Source organism: Streptococcus peroris ATCC 700780, from assembly GCF_000187585.1.
Taxonomy (GTDB): Bacteria; Bacillota; Bacilli; order Lactobacillales; family Streptococcaceae; genus Streptococcus; species Streptococcus peroris.
The window spans coordinates 1299385-1316313 of record NZ_GL732463.1; the positions used below are offsets into that span (position 1 = coordinate 1299385).

At 40.5% G+C, this 16929-nt stretch carries 18 protein-coding genes; 15 read left to right on the top strand and 3 right to left on the bottom strand.

The window, feature by feature from the left end; translation table 11 throughout:
• Positions 1–2 precede the first annotated feature (2 nt).
• Complete coding sequence (locus HMPREF9180_RS08325; protein WP_006146088.1) at positions 3–1280, top strand: PD-(D/E)XK nuclease family protein; 1278 nt, start codon at positions 3–5, stop codon at positions 1278–1280.
• Between the two features lie 128 nt (positions 1281–1408).
• Positions 1409–2707, top strand: coding sequence for an adenylosuccinate lyase (gene purB, locus HMPREF9180_RS08330; protein ID WP_025168747.1), 1299 nt, complete (start codon positions 1409–1411; stop codon positions 2705–2707).
• A 107-nt stretch (positions 2708–2814) separates the two neighbouring features.
• Here the strand turns inward: purB and HMPREF9180_RS08335 are convergent, their stop codons facing one another.
• On the bottom strand, positions 2815–3531 hold the full coding sequence (locus HMPREF9180_RS08335) for a GntR family transcriptional regulator (protein WP_006146090.1): 717 nt from the start codon (positions 3529–3531) through the stop codon (positions 2815–2817).
• Between the two features lie 318 nt (positions 3532–3849).
• On the opposite strand from HMPREF9180_RS08335, the gene HMPREF9180_RS08340 reads away from it, so the two are divergent.
• The 7 genes from HMPREF9180_RS08340 (at position 3850) to HMPREF9180_RS08370 (ending at position 10615) form a co-directional block, all read left to right on the top strand.
• Entirely contained in the window at positions 3850–5637 is a 1788-nt protein-coding gene (locus tag HMPREF9180_RS08340; RefSeq protein ID WP_006146091.1) for a glycoside hydrolase family 35 protein, read from the top strand.
• Positions 5634–6110, top strand: a complete 477-nt coding sequence (locus HMPREF9180_RS08345) for a PTS sugar transporter subunit IIB (protein ID WP_006146092.1) — start codon at positions 5634–5636, stop codon at positions 6108–6110. The genes HMPREF9180_RS08340 and HMPREF9180_RS08345 overlap by 4 nt, the downstream gene beginning before the upstream one ends.
• A gap of 25 nt (positions 6111–6135) precedes the next feature.
• Entirely contained in the window at positions 6136–7041 is a 906-nt protein-coding gene (locus tag HMPREF9180_RS08350; RefSeq protein ID WP_006146093.1) for a PTS mannose/fructose/sorbose/N-acetylgalactosamine transporter subunit IIC, read from the top strand.
• The gene (locus HMPREF9180_RS08355; RefSeq protein WP_006146094.1) at positions 7028–7852 is read left to right on the top strand and encodes a PTS system mannose/fructose/sorbose family transporter subunit IID; all 825 of its coding nucleotides are present in this window, start codon (positions 7028–7030) and stop codon (positions 7850–7852) included. Before HMPREF9180_RS08350 ends, HMPREF9180_RS08355 begins: the two co-directional genes overlap by 14 nt.
• Before the next feature lie 5 nt (positions 7853–7857).
• Positions 7858–8262: a PTS sugar transporter subunit IIA gene (locus tag HMPREF9180_RS08360; protein WP_006146095.1), complete on the top strand. Its 405-nt coding sequence runs from the start codon at positions 7858–7860 to the stop codon at positions 8260–8262.
• 139 nt (positions 8263–8401) lie between these two features.
• A complete protein-coding gene (locus HMPREF9180_RS08365) occupies positions 8402–9568 on the top strand; it encodes an SIS domain-containing protein (RefSeq protein ID WP_025168749.1) in 1167 nt (388 codons plus the stop codon).
• Positions 9569–9577: 9 nt separating this feature from the next.
• Positions 9578–10615 (top strand): aldose epimerase family protein, encoded by a 1038-nt coding sequence (locus tag HMPREF9180_RS08370; RefSeq protein WP_006146097.1) that lies wholly within the window; start codon positions 9578–9580, stop codon positions 10613–10615.
• A 32-nt stretch (positions 10616–10647) separates the two neighbouring features.
• On the opposite strand, the gene rnjA is transcribed toward HMPREF9180_RS08370, so the two are convergent.
• The gene (gene rnjA, locus HMPREF9180_RS08375; protein ID WP_006146098.1) at positions 10648–12330 is read right to left on the bottom strand and encodes a ribonuclease J1; all 1683 of its coding nucleotides are present in this window, start codon (positions 12328–12330) and stop codon (positions 10648–10650) included.
• Between the two features lies 1 nt (position 12331).
• Positions 12332–12565, bottom strand: coding sequence for a DNA-dependent RNA polymerase subunit epsilon (locus tag HMPREF9180_RS08380; protein ID WP_006146099.1), 234 nt, complete (start codon positions 12563–12565; stop codon positions 12332–12334).
• A 322-nt stretch (positions 12566–12887) separates the two neighbouring features.
• Between HMPREF9180_RS08380 and tsaB the strand changes: the two genes are divergently transcribed.
• From tsaB to HMPREF9180_RS08410, 6 genes are all read left to right on the top strand, one after another.
• Positions 12888–13571, top strand: a complete 684-nt coding sequence (gene tsaB / locus HMPREF9180_RS08385; protein ID WP_006146100.1) for a tRNA (adenosine(37)-N6)-threonylcarbamoyltransferase complex dimerization subunit type 1 TsaB — start codon at positions 12888–12890, stop codon at positions 13569–13571.
• Positions 13568–14005, top strand: a complete 438-nt coding sequence (rimI, locus tag HMPREF9180_RS08390) for a ribosomal protein S18-alanine N-acetyltransferase (protein ID WP_006146101.1) — start codon at positions 13568–13570, stop codon at positions 14003–14005. The genes tsaB and rimI overlap by 4 nt, the downstream gene beginning before the upstream one ends.
• Positions 13995–15005, top strand: coding sequence for a tRNA (adenosine(37)-N6)-threonylcarbamoyltransferase complex transferase subunit TsaD (gene tsaD, locus HMPREF9180_RS08395; RefSeq protein WP_006146102.1), 1011 nt, complete (start codon positions 13995–13997; stop codon positions 15003–15005). The genes rimI and tsaD overlap by 11 nt, the downstream gene beginning before the upstream one ends.
• Positions 15006–15071: 66 nt before the next feature.
• Positions 15072–15680 (top strand): hypothetical protein, encoded by a 609-nt coding sequence (locus HMPREF9180_RS08400; RefSeq protein ID WP_006146103.1) that lies wholly within the window; start codon positions 15072–15074, stop codon positions 15678–15680.
• A 139-nt stretch (positions 15681–15819) separates the two neighbouring features.
• Positions 15820–16515: an AzlC family ABC transporter permease gene (locus tag HMPREF9180_RS08405; RefSeq protein WP_006146104.1), complete on the top strand. Its 696-nt coding sequence runs from the start codon at positions 15820–15822 to the stop codon at positions 16513–16515.
• Complete coding sequence (locus tag HMPREF9180_RS08410) at positions 16505–16828, top strand: AzlD domain-containing protein (RefSeq protein ID WP_006146105.1); 324 nt, start codon at positions 16505–16507, stop codon at positions 16826–16828. Before HMPREF9180_RS08405 ends, HMPREF9180_RS08410 begins: the two co-directional genes overlap by 11 nt.
• Positions 16829–16929: the final 101 nt, after the last annotated feature.

The following is a 16929-nucleotide window of genomic DNA, read 5'->3' on the forward strand; positions in this document are numbered from 1 at the left end:
TAATGAATATTAAAGATTATGTGGATTTGATTGAATCAATTCGTGTAGAGAATCCTAATTTAAAAAAATATGTTGATAAACTAGTGATTGAATCAGTTCCCAATTTCTGGGAAATTATTGAGTATGGAAATACAAAAGATAGAAACATGCGGAGCGCTCATGAAATTCGATATTCGAGATTTATTAGATGGTTGTTAGACCCTGATGAGAACCATAACTTAGGTCACTTATTTATTAGAGAATTATTAAAATCGGTAGAAGATATAGACATATCTAACAAGGAAATCCTTTCATTTTTCTCTGATGATAGTGCAGATAATATAGTGTGTCAAACAGAACATGAAAATATTGATGTTTATTACTATAACAAAGATAAGCAAATTCAAATTGCTATTGAAGTGAAACAATATTCTTCAGAACATAATAGTGGTAGTTCTGAGGAGTCTCAGTTGACTCAGTACTCAAAAGTTTTAGATGAACTTTCTGGGAAACAATATAAATTCTTCTTAACTCCTAACGGTGACGAGCCAAGTATAGAGAACCAAGATTGGATTTCAATTGATTATAAAATAATATCCCATATTCTTGATGTTATGATTGCTAATAATCATGATTTAGATTTTATAAAGCTTGTAAAAGATTTCAGAGCTGACTTATTACGAACGGTTACGAATGTTTCGTTTACAAGAAATCAAGATGTGTTACGATTGCTTGCTCGTGAAAATAGACAACAAATTTTAAGCTATAATCTTGATGAGCTACGATCTGACCTAGAATTAGAATATAAATATAAGCAAGCTATTTTAGAGTCGAATTTAGATGAAAAAAAGATTACTAAGACGGTAGAAGTTTTACAAGATAATATTTACACACAAAATCATAATAAATCATCGGAGGAAGTAAAGGGATTAGTAAATAAACTTTTTGAATATTATTCTGGATGTTCTGGGCTAATGACGGATTATCAGAAGATTATTGTAGATGACTTGTCATTGAGGGGCTTTGTAAAAAAATCGAAAAAAGAACAGAATTTAACATTTATCTCAGAAAAAGATTTGGATAGCGCAACTCAAATTTATATAGCTGGTGATAGTAATGGAGTTTTTCCTGCAGTATTTTGTATATTCAACCGAAATACGGGCAAATGGTCTAGCATAAAAAAAGAGCTTAAACTTTCTTCCAAAGATGCGTCTAGTTTATTATGTGATGATAACTTTCAGAATTTAGTAGTTCAAATTAATACCGTATTAAATAAATATATGACCCGTGTTAACAATTAAAGCGGAGTAATCTAATACATATATAATTTTAGGAGAAATCTATGACACAACTCGTTGTCAACGCATTTGAATAAAACGGTTGCTGGTTGCTAACTGATGTGAAACATCAAAAGAAAGGAAAAATAAACATGATTGATAGATATAGCCGCCCTGAAATGGCGAACATTTGGAGTGAAGAAAATAAATACCGTGCTTGGCTTGAGGTGGAAATCTTAGCTGACGAAGCATGGGCTGAGTTGGGAGAAATCCCCAAGGAAGATGTGGCTTTGATTCGCGAAAAAGCGGACTTTGATATCGACCGTATCTTGGAAATTGAGCAGCAAACTCGTCACGATGTGGTGGCCTTCACACGTGCGGTTTCTGAGACTCTTGGCGAAGAGCGTAAGTGGGTTCACTATGGTTTGACATCTACTGACGTGGTCGATACGGCCTATGGTTACCTCTACAAGCAAGCCAATGACATCATCCGCAAGGACCTTGCAAACTTTACTAAAATCGTGGCAGATAAGGCCAAAGAACACAAGTTTACGATTATGATGGGTCGTACCCACGGTGTGCACGCTGAGCCTACAACTTTTGGTCTTAAATTGGCCACTTGGTACAGCGAAATGAAGCGCAACATCGAGCGTTTCGAGCATGCGGCTGCTGGTGTGGAAGCTGGTAAGATTTCTGGTGCGGTTGGTAACTTTGCCAACATCCCACCATTTGTTGAAAAATACGTCTGCGATAAACTCGGTATCCGTGCCCAAGAAATCTCTACACAGGTGCTTCCTCGTGACCTTCACGCTGAGTACTTTGCAGTTCTTGCTAGCATCGCAACTTCTATCGAGCGTATGGCAACGGAAATCCGTGGTCTTCAAAAATCAGAACAACGTGAAGTGGAAGAGTTCTTTGCTAAGGGGCAAAAAGGGTCTTCAGCAATGCCTCACAAGCGCAATCCTATTGGTTCTGAAAACATGACAGGTTTGGCGCGTGTCATCCGTGGTCACATGGTGACAGCTTATGAAAATGTGTCACTCTGGCATGAACGTGATATCTCTCACTCATCAGCTGAGCGTATCATCACACCAGATACAACCATCTTGATTGACTACATGCTTAACCGTTTTGGAAACATAGTTAAGAACTTGACAGTCTTCCCAGAAAACATGAAACGCAACATGAACTCTACATTTGGTTTGATATTCAGTCAACGTGCCATGTTGACTTTGATTGAAAAAGGCATGACGCGTGAGCAAGCTTACGACCTTGTTCAACCGAAGACTGCCCAATCATGGGATAACCAAGTAGACTTCAAACCACTTTTGGAAGCAGACCCAGAAGTAACTTCACGTCTCACTCAAGAAGAAATCGACGAAATCTTCAACCCAACTTACTACACCAAACGGGTGGATGAAATCTTCGAACGAATTGGACTTGGCGATTAAAACAGTAAAAAAGCGAGATGGAAGTCTCGCTTTTTTACTATTTTCTATATTGACGATCTCAATAAAATTAAAAAATCTGGGGCAACATTGCCTCAGATTTTTGTTTATTAGTGATCACGATCACAAGAAATGAATTTGATTTTGTAGAAATCAGAACGTTTGTAAGTTTCGATGTATTCCAAAACTTGGCCAGTTGCTTCAAGTTTCGTTGTCTTAGTTTGTAGTACAGTTGGGAATTGAGTGTCGATTCCTAGGACAGAAGCGGCATGTTCTGGAGTTGGGAATACAATTTCATTAATTTCTTCAAAATGCTCGTCATTCATGTGAATGTGGTAATCCAATTTGAAACGATTATAGATAGAGCTATAGTATTCAGGATTTGGATAGTTGGCATTGATATATTGCTCAGGGATATACGAACTGTGATAAATATAAGTGACACCATTGGTTTCGCGAACACGTTCAATCTTGTAATAGAATTGATCGTTGCGTAGACCAAGCTTTTCTAGATATTTAAAATCGTTCCCACGTTCGATGGAAAGAACGGTTACCTTATCATCTTTAGTTTCGAAGATTTCTACATCGGAAAATTCAACGAGTTTATGCTTACGGGCACGTGCTACGAAAGTTCCTTTACCTTGTTGGCGAACAATGTAACCATCTTTAGCAAGGTCATTAAGAGCACGAACCACTGTGATGGAACTAACATCATACATGGAAATTAATTCTGCTTCAGTGTAGAACTTGTCTCCGCTAGCAAATTGGCCAGAAATAATCTTATTTTTTAATTCATCTTTAATGTATTGATATTTTGGAATTGCCATATTTTCACCTCATTTTTTCCTTCTCCACTTATGATTCTAACATAAAATCGAAAAAAAGAGTAGAAAAGCGATAAAAAATTATAATATTGGATATAAGAAATTAGAGTATGTGCAAACAATTTATGTTTTATTTTATATTTTCCAGGTATTTAAAATGCGATTTTTATAGATTTTGAGACAATTTTAAGAAAATATTCAGAAAAAATAGAAAAATTTAAAAGAAAAATTCAAAAAGTATTGACATTAAGTCAATATTAGTTTATAGTTGATATAACAATACATGAAAGCGCAAACTCTTTCGTTTTTAAGGGAGGAAGAATGGCTAGGTTTGAAATTAAAGATGAATTCTATCTGGATGGAAAACCATTCAAGATTTTGTCTGGTGCCATTCACTATTTTAGAATTCCTGAGGAAGATTGGCATCATTCATTGTATAATCTCAAGGCTTTAGGTTTTAACACAGTTGAGACTTATGTTGCTTGGAACATGCATGAACCTACTGAAGGAAAATTTAACTTTGAAGGTAATCTTGATTTAGAGAGATTTCTACAAATTGCACAAGATCTGGGCTTATATGCTATTGTACGTCCTTCTCCATTTATCTGTGCAGAGTGGGAATTCGGTGGTTTACCTGCATGGCTTTTGACCAAGAATATGAGAATTCGATCGTCTGACCCAGCTTTTATTGAAATGGTTGGCCGCTACTATGATCAGTTGTTTCCACGTTTAGTTCCGAGATTATTGGAAAACGGTGGAAACATTCTCATGGTGCAAGTCGAAAATGAGTATGGATCCTATGGCGAAGATAAGGCTTATCTGAGAGCGATTCGTCGTTTGATGGAAGAGCGTGGTGCTACTTGTCCGCTCTTTACATCAGATGGTCCATGGCGAGCTACTCTCAAAGCTGGAACCTTGATTGAGGATGATCTCTTTGTGACTGGGAATTTTGGCTCCAAAGCTGCTTATAATTTCTCACAGATGCAAGAGTTCTTAGATGAGCACGGCAAGAAATGGCCGCTCATGTGTATGGAGTTTTGGGACGGCTGGTTTAACCGTTGGAAAGAACCGATTATCAAACGTGATCCCAAAGAACTCGCAGATGCCGTTCACGAGGTTTTGGAACTAGGCTCTATTAACCTTTACATGTTCCACGGTGGCACAAACTTTGGCTTTATGAACGGTTGCTCCGCTAGAGGTACTCTGGATTTACCACAGGTCACATCTTATGATTATGATGCTCTACTGGATGAAGCGGGAAATCCAACAGCCAAATACTTGGCAGTAAAAGAGATGCTAGCGACATACTATCCTGAGTATCCACAGCTAGAACCACTCTACAAGGAAAGTACCAAAGTAGAAGCGATACCTCTGGCTGAAAAAGTTTCCTTATTTGCAACCTTAGATAGTCTATCGAGTCCAATAGAAAGTCTCTATCCTAAGAAAATGGAAGAGTTAGGCCAAAGTTATGGCTACCTACTCTATCGTACAAAAGCTAGTTGGGATGCAGAAGAAGAACGGATTCGAATCATTGACGGTCGTGATAGAGCTCAGCTCTTTGTAGATGGTAAGTGGATTGCTACTCAGTATCAGACAGAAATCGGTGAAGATATCTTTTGTCAAGGAAAAAAGAAAGCGCTCTCTAATATTGATGTCCTGATTGAAAATATGGGGCGAGTCAATTATGGGCATAAATTCCTAGCAGACACACAGCGAAAGGGAATACGTACAGGTGTCTGCAAAGACTTACATTTCTTGACTGATTGGAAACAATATCCACTTCCACTCGATCATCCTGAGAAGATTGATTTTTCAAAGGGGTGGACAGAAGGACAACCTGCCTTTTATGCCTATGACTTTGACATAAAAGGGCCGAAGGATACCTACTTGGATCTAACTGAGTTTGGGAAAGGCGTGGCCTTCGTTAACGACCATCCACTGGGACGTTTCTGGAATGTCGGACCAATCTTATCACTTTATATTCCTCATAGCTATCTTCATACAGGTGCGAATCGCATTATCGTATTTGAAACAGAAGGAAATTATAAAGAACACATACATTTAACTGATAAACCTACACAAAAAGACATAAAGGGGGAAAACTTATGACAATCGTAGGATGCCGTATTGATGGACGTTTGATCCACGGACAAGTAGCCAATCTTTGGACTGCTAAACTAAATGTTTCACGGATTATGGTTGTAGATAATGACGTTGTCAATAATGATGTTGAAAAAAGTGGCTTAAAACTTGCAACACCACCAGGTGTGAAATTGAGTATTCTGCCAATCGAAAAAGCAGCAGCAAATATTCTTGCTGGGAAATACGATAGTCAACGTCTATTTATCGTAGCTCGTAAGCCAGACCGCTTCCTTGGTTTGGTTGAAGCAGGTGTTCCAATTGAAACACTCAATGTTGGAAATATGTCTCAGACACCTGAAACACGTTCGATTACACGTTCAATCAACGTAGTAGACAAGGATGTGGAAGATTTCCACAAACTTGCAGAAAAAGGTGTTAAATTAACCGCTCAAATGGTTCCCAATGATCCAGTTTCAGACTTTTTGAGCTTATTAAAATAGGAAAAATTTTTAGGAGGTCATTGTTATGATACAATGGTGGCAAATTTTACTTCTCACTTTGTACTCAGCTTATCAAATCTGTGATGAGTTGACAATCGTTTCATCTGCAGGTTCTCCTGTATTTGCTGGTTTTATCACTGGTTTGGTCATGGGAGATTTGGCAACTGGTTTGTTTATCGGTGGTAGCTTGCAATTGTTCGTTCTTGGGGTTGGTACCTTCGGTGGTGCTTCTCGTATCGACGCAACTTCTGGTGCCGTCCTTGCAACAGCCTTCTCTGTTTCTCAAGGAATTGATACAGCGCTTGCGATTACTACGATTGCTGTACCGGTAGCTGCACTTTTAACTTACTTTGATGTATTGGGTCGTATGACCACAACATTCTTCGCTCACCGTGTGGATGCTGCAATCGAACGCTTTGACTACAAAGGAATCGAACGCAACTATCTTCTTGGTGCTATTCCATGGGCTCTCTCTCGTGCCCTTCCAGTCTTCTTCGCCCTTGCTTTTGGTGGCGAATTTGTACAATCAGTTGTAGATTTAGTGAAACAATACCAATGGGTGGCAGATGGTTTGACACTTGCAGGTCGTATGCTTCCAGGTCTTGGATTTGCAATCTTGCTTCGTTATCTTCCAGTTAGACGGAACCTTCACTACCTTGCTTTGGGATTTGGTTTGACAGCTATGTTGACTGTTCTTTACTCATATGTAACAGGTATTGGTGGAGCAGTTGCAGGTATCGTAGGTACTCTTCCTGCTGATGTCGCTGAAAAACTTGGCTTTGTAAATAACTTCAAAGGATTGTCTATGATTGGTATTTCTATCATTGGTATCTTCCTTGCAGTTCTTCATTTCAAAAATAGCCAGAAAGTAGCTGTAGCAGCACCTTCTACACCATCAGAAAGTGGGGAAATTGAAGATGACGAATTCTAATTACAAATTAACAAAAGAAGATTTTAATCAAATTAACAAACGTAGCTTATTCACTTTCCAATTAGGATGGAACTATGAACGGATGCAAGCATCAGGTTATCTCTACATGATCTTGCCTCAATTGCGTAAAATGTATGGAGATGGAACTCCTGAGTTGAAAGAAATGATGAAAGTTCATACTCAATTCTTCAACACTTCACCATTCTTCCACACAATCATCGCTGGTTTTGACCTTGCCATGGAAGAAAAAGATGGCGTTGGTTCAAAAGACGCGGTTAACGGTATCAAGACAGGTTTGATGGGACCATTCGCTCCTCTTGGAGATACAATCTTTGGTTCATTGGTTCCTGCTATCATGGGTTCTATCGCTGCAACCATGGCTATTGCTGGTCAACCTTGGGGTATCTTCCTTTGGATTGCAGTTGCAGTCGCTTATGACATTTTCCGTTGGAAACAGTTGGAATTTGCCTACAAAGAAGGGGTTAACCTTATTAACAACATGCAAAGCACTTTGACAGCTTTGATTGAAGCTGCATCTGTACTTGGTGTCTTCATGATGGGTGCTCTTGTAGCAACAATGATTAACTTCGATATTTCTTATAAAATGCCAATCGGTGAAAAGATGATTGACTTCCAAGATATCTTGAACTCAATCTTCCCACGCTTGCTTCCAGCAATCTTCACTGCCTTTATCTTCTGGTTGCTTGGTAAGAAAGGCATGAACTCTACAAAAGCTATCGGTATCATCATCGTGCTTGCTTTGGCTTTATCTGCCTTTGGTCATTTCGCACTTGGAATGGGACCTAAATAAGTTTTATGGTTAAATCATTAGTATTAGTGAGTCATGGTCATTTTTGTGAGGAACTTAAAGGTAGTACAGAAATGATTATGGGCCCACAAGACAATATCTATACAGTCGCTCTGCTTCCAGAAGATGGGCCAGAAGATTTTGCTTCCAAGTTTGAAGCGACTATAGAAAAGTTATCTGATTTCGTTGTGTTTGCAGATCTCCTAGGAGGCACGCCTTGTAACGTTGTGAGTCGACTCATCATGGAAGGCAGAGATATCGAGTTGTACGCAGGTATGAATCTACCAATGGTGATTGAATTTATCAATGCTAATCTAACAGGTGCAGAGGCTCATTATCAGAGTCGTGCTGCAGAAAGCATCGTGAAAGTCAATGACCTATTAGCGAGCTTTGATGACGATGAAGATGAATAAGATGTGACAGCGTGAAATCGCTAAGCCATTGTCACCAAACAAAATGCTGAAACAAATTTGGTAAAATAGAGATGGGAATGGGAAATACTCCTATTCCCATATTTTAAATAATAATAATAGAATGAAAGATAGGAACCTTATGCTAAATTATACAAAGGAAGATTTGCTTAAGCTGGGTGCTGAAATCACGACACGTGAAATTTATCAACAACCAGATGTGTGGGAAGATGCTTTCCAAACTTATACAGAAAAGCGTGAAGAAATCGCAGCCTTCTTGCAAGGAATTGCAGAAAAGCATGACTATATCAAAGTTATCTTGACGGGTGCTGGGACATCAGCCTATGTGGGAGACACCTTGGTGCCTTACTTTAAGGAAGTCTATGATGAACGTAAATGGAACTTTAATGCGATTGCGACAACTGACATTGTGGCTAATCCACAGATTTATCTGAAAAAAGATGTGGCGACGGTTTTAGTTTCTTTTGCTCGTAGTGGGAATTCACCTGAAAGTGTGGCAACTGTTGATTTAGCTAAATCTTTGGTTGATGATCTTTATCAGGTGACCATCACATGTGCGGCTGAAGGGAAACTAGCCCTCCAAGCACATGGTGATGACCGCAACCTCTTGCTTTTGCAACCGGCGCCTTCTAACGACGCAGGCTTTGCCATGACTTCTAGTTTTACTTCCATGATGTTGACAGCTCTCTTGGTCTTTGACCCAACAGAATTTGCTATCAAAGCAGAACGTTTTGAAGTCTTGGTTCGTTTGGCTCGTAAAGTACTTGACAATGTAGCCGATGTGAAAGAATTGGTAGATTTAGACTTTAATCGTGTCATCTATCTTGGCGCGGGTCCTTTCTTTGGCCTTTCACATGAAGCTCAACTTAAAATTTTGGAATTGACAGCGGGACAAGTCGCAACTATGTATGAAAGTCCAGTTGGTTTCCGTCATGGTCCAAAATCTTTGATCAATGATCAGACAATTGTTTTGATATTTGGATCAACTAGAGATTACACGCGCCAATATGATCTTGACCTTGTGCGTGAAGTTGCAGGAGATAAAATTGCTCGTCGCGTTGTTCTCTTGAGTGATCAAGCCTTTGATCTAGAAAATGTCAAGGAAGTCGTGCTTGGCTGTGGTGGTGTCTTGACGGACATTTACCGCGTTTTCCCATATATTGTTTACGGTCAGCTTTTTGCACTTTTGACTTCACTTAAGGTGAAAAATAAACCAGACACACCTTCTCCTACAGGAACTGTTAACCGAGTGGTACAAGGCGTCATTATTCACGAATTTAAAAAATAAGGAGATAAGATGAAGACCTACACAGAGCGGATATTTGGGCATGTTAAGGGTCAGGATGTGATAGCTTATCACTTTGAAACAGATGCTGGTTATCAACTAGAAGTTATGAATTACGGTGCCACTATTTTACGTTATGTCACTCCTGATAAGAAGGGACATTTCGCTAATGTTATTCTAGGTTTTGATGAATTTGCCAGTTATGTAGGAAATACTCCTAAACACGGTGCAAGTGTTGGTCCTGTGGCAGGCCGCATTGCTGAAGCTAGCTTTGACTTAAACGGACAAATCTATAACTTAGAAGTTAATAATGAAAGCAACTGCAACCACAGTGGTTCGACCGGCTGGGATTCTAGCCTGTTTGAGTTGGTCGAAGTGAGCGACCATGGCTTGACCCTTTATACAGAACGAGCAGATGGGACAGGCGGTTTTCCTGGCAATCTGAAGATTTGGATTAGCTATCAATTGGAAGAAAGTGGTGCCTATGAGATTCACTACAAGGTAACAACGGATCAAGATACCTTGGTCAATCCAACCAACCACAGCTATTTCAATCTCTCTGGGGATTTCACAAAGACAGTTGATCATCATGTCTTTCAATTAAATACAGAAGGCATTTATCCAATCGCAGCCGATGGAGTTCCTGAGAAAATTCCAGATGCGAGTCGTCATGTCATTCAACAGATTTCTAATGGAGCTTTGTTGAAGGATATTTTTGCAGACGAAGATGAGCAAATTCAACTTGTATCAGGACTAGATCATCCGTTTGCTCTTTCACGAGGGTTTGATCGTGCGGGTTCTCTTTATGACCCAGAATCTGGTCGCCTTTTACTCCTCAAAACGCAAGCTCCTTGTCTGGTCGTTTATACCGCAAACTTTGTGGATGAGAGTGTCATCATCGCTGGTCAACCAATGCTACAGCACAATGGAGTTGCTCTTGAAGCACAAGCCTTGCCAGACGCTATCCACAGCGATTTCAAAGATCAAGTGATTCTCAAAGCAGGGCAAACTTTTACAAGTAAAACACGCTATGAGGTTGTTGTAAAATAAAAAAGTTGGAGTCTAACGACTCCAACTTTTTGTTATTCTTCTTCATCGGGTGTGAGTACCATTGGTATGATGATAGGCTCACGTTCCGTATTCTCATACAAGAAGGGGCGAATGGCATTGACAATAGCACCGTTAATGGATTGCACAGTAGCATCCTTGTTTTTCAAAGCGATACGAATAGCGTTGAAAAGAATGCGTTGGCTTTGACGAATCAGATCTCCTGATTCACGCATATAGACGAAACCACGACTCAAAATGTCTGGTCCAGAAATAATCATTTGAGATTTGAAGTCAACAGTTGCAACTGCGACAACAACACCATCTTCTGACAAGTCTCGTCTGTCTTTAAGGACAGCGGCACCAATTTCACCAATACGATTACCATCGACATAAATGTCTTGAGCATTGAAATGACCTGCGATACGAGCAGAGTTGGCTGTAAGAGCAAGGACATCCCCGTTACTCATGATAAAGATATTGTCCTTCTCTACACCTGTATCGACAGCCAGTCCAGCATGAACTTTTTGCATACGATATTCACCGTGAACAGGCATGAAATACTTAGGTTTGATCAGGCGAAGCATGAGTTTTTGTTCTTGCTGACCACCGTGCCCAGACGTGTGAATATTGTTGACTTTACCGTGGATGACTTCCACACCAGCCTCAGTAATAGTATTGATCAGTTTGTTAACACTCGTAGTATTTCCAGGGATTGGGCTAGAAGAGAAGATGACCGTATCTCCTGGTTGGAGTTGCACCTGACGGTGGGTTCCATTAGCAATACGAGAGAGAGCTGCCATAGGCTCACCTTGACTACCCGTACAAAGGATAAGGATTTCGCCTGCAGGATAGTCTTTAATTTCATTTGGTTCGATAAAGGTTCCTTTAGGTGCCTTTATGTAGCCAAGCTCAATTCCGTTGACGATAGCTTTTTCCATAGAACGACCAAAGACAGCAATCTTGCGTCCAGTCTTAACAGCGGCTTCTGTCGCCTGTTGAAGACGGAAGATATTTGAGGCAAAAGATGCAAAGATAATGCGTCCTTCGATGCCTTGGATAATCTTCATAATCGACTGACCAACGACTTTTTCAGAGTTGGTAAAGGTTGGAACTTCAGCATTTGTTGAGTCTGAGAGTAAGCAAAGAACTCCGTCTTCTCCTAGGGCTGCCATACGGTGCAAGTCCGCAGGATCTCCAACGGGAGTAAAGTCGAACTTGAAGTCACCTGTACAGACGATTTTCCCTTGAGGCGTATGGATGACGATCCCCAAAGGCTCTGGAATCGAGTGAGTTGTTTTAAAGAAAGTTGCCTTGAGATGTTTAAAGGTCAACTCGGTATTATGATTGATTTCGTAAAGTTTAGCGTTGCGTAAAAGTCCGTGTTCTTCGAGTTTTCCACGAATGAGAGCAAGAGCAAGTGGTCCTGCATAAATAGGGACATTTGCTTGCTTGAGAAGGAAAGGAATTCCTCCGATATGATCTTCGTGCCCGTGTGTAATCAAGACAGCCTTAACACGGTCGATATTGTCCACAATATAAGAATAGTCGGGAATTACATAGTCGATACCAAGTAGGTCATCTTCTGGGAATTTAATCCCTGCATCGACAATGATAATCTCATCTTGGTATTCAATTCCGTATGTGTTTTTCCCGATTTCTCCTAGACCACCGATGGCAAAAACGCCGACTTCTTCTGGTTTAAGAGTATAAGTCATATTAGAACTCCGTAACTTCAAATACACCCGTTTCTTTTTCATAGTCTAACAATTTGTCAGTTAAAAGTTCGATGTATTCGATATTATATTCTGGGCGATTTTCTTCGACGAGTTGACGAGCAATGATACGTCCCTCAAGTTCAGAGCTTGCATCAATGTCCAGGTAAAGTGAGCGTGTAGTTTCACGTCGTGGGCTACGGTCTTTTGTTTCTTGATAAAAAACTTTGTAAATCATGTGTTTCCTTTCTGTTTTCAGGTCATTTTTTATTCAACATTATCCGTTAGGCGGCTGATTGCTTCCATCTGATTTTTTGTGTCTAGATTGACCTTGATTCGTTACAATTACTTCAATTATAACATAAAAAGGTGAATTAGTAAAAGAGGGAAATGGGAAAGTGAAACTTGTGAAAAGACTTGAAAAATAGAGTGAATCAGAATGAGTATGGCTTGTGAATAGGGCCTTGCGGAAGGCCTATTCTTTCTTTGACACAAAGAAAATTCCCATGCGAAGTCTTTTGTAGTATAATAGTAAACAGACAAAAAGATAGGAATGTGTTATGAAAGTATTAGCTTTTGATACGTCCAGCAAGGCTCTTTCTCTAGCTATTTTAGAGGACAAGCAGCTTCTTGCTGAGACCACGATTAATATCAAGAAAAATCACAGTATTACCCTCATGCCTGCTATTGATTTCTTAATGGCAAGTTTGGATTGGACACCTAAGGATTTGGATCGAATCGTGGTGGCTGAAGGGCCTGGTAGTTATACTGGCTTGCGAATCGCAGTAGCAACTGCCAAGACCTTGGCTCATACCCTAAACATTGAGTTAGTGGGGATGTCTAGCCTTTTAGCTCTGGTACCAAGCCAGCACCAAGGTTTGGTGGTTCCTCTGATGGATGCGCGTCGCAACAATGTTTATGCAGGATTTTATGAAAATGCCCAGCCTGTATTTCCCGAGGCTCACTTGTCTTTTGAGGAGGTCCTAGAGCAAATCAAGGATGCCGAGCAGGTAACCTTTGTTGGTGAAGTGGGTGCCTTTGTCGAGCAGATTCAAGAGCAATTACCACAGGCTAACTACCAAGAAACTTTGCCAAATGCAGCCAATCTAGCCCTCTGGGCTTGGGACAAGGAAGCAGACTCTTTGCACGATTTTGTACCGAATTACCTCAAGCGTGTCGAAGCTGAGGAAAATTGGCTCAAGAGCCATACTGAGTCTGGCGAGTCTTACATTAAGCGCCTATGATAGAAATTAAACGAATTCAAAAACAGCCTAACTTGGCTCAAGCCATCTATGCGGTTATGGCAGCTGTTTACCCAGTCAGCCCTTGGACTCTGGAACAAATCCAAGCAGACCTGTCTCAAGACCAGACCTGGTATGTTCTAGCTTATGATGGGGAAGAAGTGATAGGTTTTCTAGCAATTCAGGAGAATCTTTTTGAAGCAGAAGTCCTACAAATTGCTGTCAAAAAAGCCTATCAAGGTCAGGGGGTAGCATCAGCCTTGTTTGCGACATTGCCGACAGACAAGGAAGTTTTCCTCGAAGTCAGAAAGTCCAACCACCGAGCGCAAGCATTTTACAAGAAAGAAAAAATGGCAGTCATCGCTGAGAGAAAGTCCTATTACCATAGTCCAGTTGAGGACGCCATTATCATGAAGAGAGAAATAGATGAAGGATAGATATATTTTAGCATTTGAGACATCCTGTGATGAGACTAGTGTTGCCGTTTTGAAAAACGACGATGAGCTCTTGTCCAATGTCATTGCGAGTCAAATTGAGAGTCACAAACGTTTTGGGGGCGTAGTTCCAGAAGTAGCCAGTCGTCACCACGTCGAGGTCATTACAGCCTGTATCGAGGAGGCGTTAGCAGAAGCAGGAATTACTGAAAACGATGTGACAGCTGTGGCGGTTACCTACGGACCAGGCTTGGTCGGAGCCTTGCTAGTTGGCTTGTCAGCTACTAAGGCCTTTGCTTGGGCTCATGGACTTCCGCTGATTCCTGTGAATCACATGGCTGGTCACCTCATGGCGGCTCAAAGTGTGGAACCCTTGGAGTTTCCTTTGCTAGCTCTATTAGTCAGTGGTGGACACACAGAGTTGGTCTATGTGTCTGAGGCTGGTGATTATAAGATTGTTGGTGAAACCCGTGATGATGCAGTTGGTGAGGCCTATGATAAGGTCGGTCGTGTCATGGGCTTGACCTATCCAGCAGGTCGTGAGATTGATGAGTTAGCGCATAAAGGACAGGATGTGTATGATTTCCCGCGTGCCATGATTAAGGAAGACAATCTGGAGTTTTCATTCTCAGGTTTGAAGTCTGCCTTTATCAATTTGCACCACAATGCCGAGCAAAAGGGAGAAAGCTTGTCTACAGAGGATTTGTGTGCTTCCTTCCAAGCAGCTGTCATGGATATTCTCATGGCAAAAACCAAGAAGGCCTTAGAAAAATATCCTGTTAAAACCTTAGTTGTGGCTGGTGGTGTGGCTGCCAATAAAGGTCTCAGAGAACGCTTAGCAGCTGAAATCACTGATGTCAAGGTCATTATTCCACCTCTACGTCTTTGCGGAGACAATGCCGGAATGATTGCCTATGCTAGCGTCAGCGAGTGGAACAAAGAAAACTTTGCAGGCTTGGAGCTAAATGCCAAACCCAGCCTGGCTTTTGATATCATGGAATGAAGAGTTAGCTCAGCGTTAACTCTTTTATCTTGGACAAATGCGCGAGTTTTTTAGTATAGTAGAAATATGAGATTTAAAAAAACAATTAGAATTGTACTTTCCTTAGGGGTATTGTTGCTGTCTCTGATAGCTTGCCAGAATTTTAAAAAGACTCAACTGGTCCTGTTTGATTCACTTTTTTTCAATATGTCCACAAAATCTTTTGAGGAAGTATTTGAAGAAGCTGATAAAGTGGAGGAAGAAACTGCAATGGGTTATCACGATACATGGCATGCAAAAGACCCATATTTCTATAAAACGGGACGCCTTTTCTATCATTACGAAAATATTGCATTAAATGGTTATACAGGTCAAGCGGATTTCACATTTTCAAAATCACATCTCTTGGAAGAAGCGACAATTCAAATTCCTGTAGCATCAAAAATGGAGCAACAAATCGCGCTCCACAATTTATCCCAGACTATAAAAAAAGAAATTGAAGCTCTTCCTATTTTCCAGTCTGTAACTACCGAGACAGTAGGGCTATACGATAACGGCTATCGCTATAAAGTCAAATTGAGAGGAGAAAGGAGAGAACTCTGGATTGATGTCTACCCGATAGAAAATGAATATACTGAAAAAAACGAAGCCGATAAGTATAGAATTCGAATTGATCAATTCCTCATGTATTCATAATGAAGCATATTGTTCGGGGACTGAAACTTGCTACTAGTTTCAAATTCTAAACTTATTTCTCCTCTTTGAATGTGTTATAATAGTCCTCGTTGTGACTGTAAATCAGCAGTCGATTACTGAAACACTAGTAAGGAGGTTTATGAAAGAAAAAGGATTTTGGAAAGGTGTACAGGCTGCGGTGCCAACGGCTTTAGGCTATGTCAGTATCGGCCTTGCTTGTGGCATTATCGGTTCCCCTTATGTAACCCCTGTAGAGATTGGCTTGATGAGCCTCTTTGTCTATTCTGGGAGTGCCCAGTTTGCCATGATAGCCTTGATAGCAGTTCAAGCACCTGTGGCAGCTATCGCTATGACGGTCTTTTTGATTAATCTGCGTCTCTTCTTGCTGAGTTTACACGCATCGACCTATTTTCGTCATACTAGTCTCTGGCATAATATCGGAATGTCTAGCCTCTTGACGGATGAGACATACGGGGTCTTGATGGGCGAGTTGGTTCATACGGACAAGGTCAATCCTATGTGGATGCACGGGAACAACCTTAACAGCTATCTAGCTTGGTTTGTCGGAACTGTTGTGGGGACCACTTTAGGTGGACTTCTGCCAAATCCGGAAGTTATTGGTCTAGATTTTGCCCTAGTGGGCATGTTTATCGGGATTTTTACTTCCCAGTTTCAAATTATGCAAAAACGGATTCCCTTGCGCAACCTCTTCATCATTTTAGGAATTATTGCCCTTTCCTTCTTTATACTGTTGACAGTGGAGTCTCAGTCACTAGCTGTTCTGTTTGCGACCTTGCTAGGTTGTACTATGGGGGTGATTTTGGATGGTCAGTAAGTATATTTTAATGGCAATTATCTTCTCTGGCTTGGTGACCTGGATTCCAAGAATGATTCCTTTCATCCTTGCTAAGTACAAAGGATTGCCAGCAATCGTAGAGCGTTTTTTGAAATTTTTACCTGTCTCTATTATCTTCGCCTTGATTCTTTCAAGTGTAGTGACAGGAAAAGTTGGAAGTTTCCCACAGATAAAGTGGTTAGACTTTCTAGCAGTCTTTCCGACAGCCTTTGTAGCCTTTCGCTACCGCAATCTGGTGGGGACGGTTCTCTTTGGAGTGGTCTTGATAGCAGTCCTACGCTTGGTCTTTTAATCAGCCATAAAGAAAACCTATCACAAATATAGAAATCATATAATGGCGCAATCACATTTTTTCTGTTAAGATAAGACTGTATTTTATTTTGGAGGAAATAT

Excerpts from the sequence above, each read along its gene's own strand:
- HMPREF9180_RS08325 (WP_006146088.1), top strand. The coding sequence starts at position 3 with ATGAATATTAAAGATTATGTGGATTTGATTGAATCAATTCGTGTAGAG.
- purB (WP_025168747.1), top strand. The coding sequence starts at position 1,409 with ATGATTGATAGATATAGCCGCCCTGAAATGGCGAACATTTGGAGTGAA.
- HMPREF9180_RS08335 (WP_006146090.1), bottom strand. The coding sequence starts at position 3,531 with ATGGCAATTCCAAAATATCAATACATTAAAGATGAATTAAAAAATAAG.
- HMPREF9180_RS08340 (WP_006146091.1), top strand. The coding sequence starts at position 3,850 with ATGGCTAGGTTTGAAATTAAAGATGAATTCTATCTGGATGGAAAACCA.
- HMPREF9180_RS08345 (WP_006146092.1), top strand. The coding sequence starts at position 5,634 with ATGACAATCGTAGGATGCCGTATTGATGGACGTTTGATCCACGGACAA.
- HMPREF9180_RS08350 (WP_006146093.1), top strand. The coding sequence starts at position 6,136 with ATGATACAATGGTGGCAAATTTTACTTCTCACTTTGTACTCAGCTTAT.
- HMPREF9180_RS08355 (WP_006146094.1), top strand. The coding sequence starts at position 7,028 with ATGACGAATTCTAATTACAAATTAACAAAAGAAGATTTTAATCAAATT.
- HMPREF9180_RS08360 (WP_006146095.1), top strand. The coding sequence starts at position 7,858 with ATGGTTAAATCATTAGTATTAGTGAGTCATGGTCATTTTTGTGAGGAA.
- HMPREF9180_RS08365 (WP_025168749.1), top strand. The coding sequence starts at position 8,402 with ATGCTAAATTATACAAAGGAAGATTTGCTTAAGCTGGGTGCTGAAATC.
- HMPREF9180_RS08370 (WP_006146097.1), top strand. The coding sequence starts at position 9,578 with ATGAAGACCTACACAGAGCGGATATTTGGGCATGTTAAGGGTCAGGAT.
- rnjA (WP_006146098.1), bottom strand. The coding sequence starts at position 12,330 with ATGACTTATACTCTTAAACCAGAAGAAGTCGGCGTTTTTGCCATCGGT.
- HMPREF9180_RS08380 (WP_006146099.1), bottom strand. The coding sequence starts at position 12,565 with ATGATTTACAAAGTTTTTTATCAAGAAACAAAAGACCGTAGCCCACGA.
- tsaB (WP_006146100.1), top strand. The coding sequence starts at position 12,888 with ATGAAAGTATTAGCTTTTGATACGTCCAGCAAGGCTCTTTCTCTAGCT.
- rimI (WP_006146101.1), top strand. The coding sequence starts at position 13,568 with ATGATAGAAATTAAACGAATTCAAAAACAGCCTAACTTGGCTCAAGCC.
- tsaD (WP_006146102.1), top strand. The coding sequence starts at position 13,995 with ATGAAGGATAGATATATTTTAGCATTTGAGACATCCTGTGATGAGACT.
- HMPREF9180_RS08400 (WP_006146103.1), top strand. The coding sequence starts at position 15,072 with ATGAGATTTAAAAAAACAATTAGAATTGTACTTTCCTTAGGGGTATTG.
- HMPREF9180_RS08405 (WP_006146104.1), top strand. The coding sequence starts at position 15,820 with ATGAAAGAAAAAGGATTTTGGAAAGGTGTACAGGCTGCGGTGCCAACG.
- HMPREF9180_RS08410 (WP_006146105.1), top strand. The coding sequence starts at position 16,505 with ATGGTCAGTAAGTATATTTTAATGGCAATTATCTTCTCTGGCTTGGTG.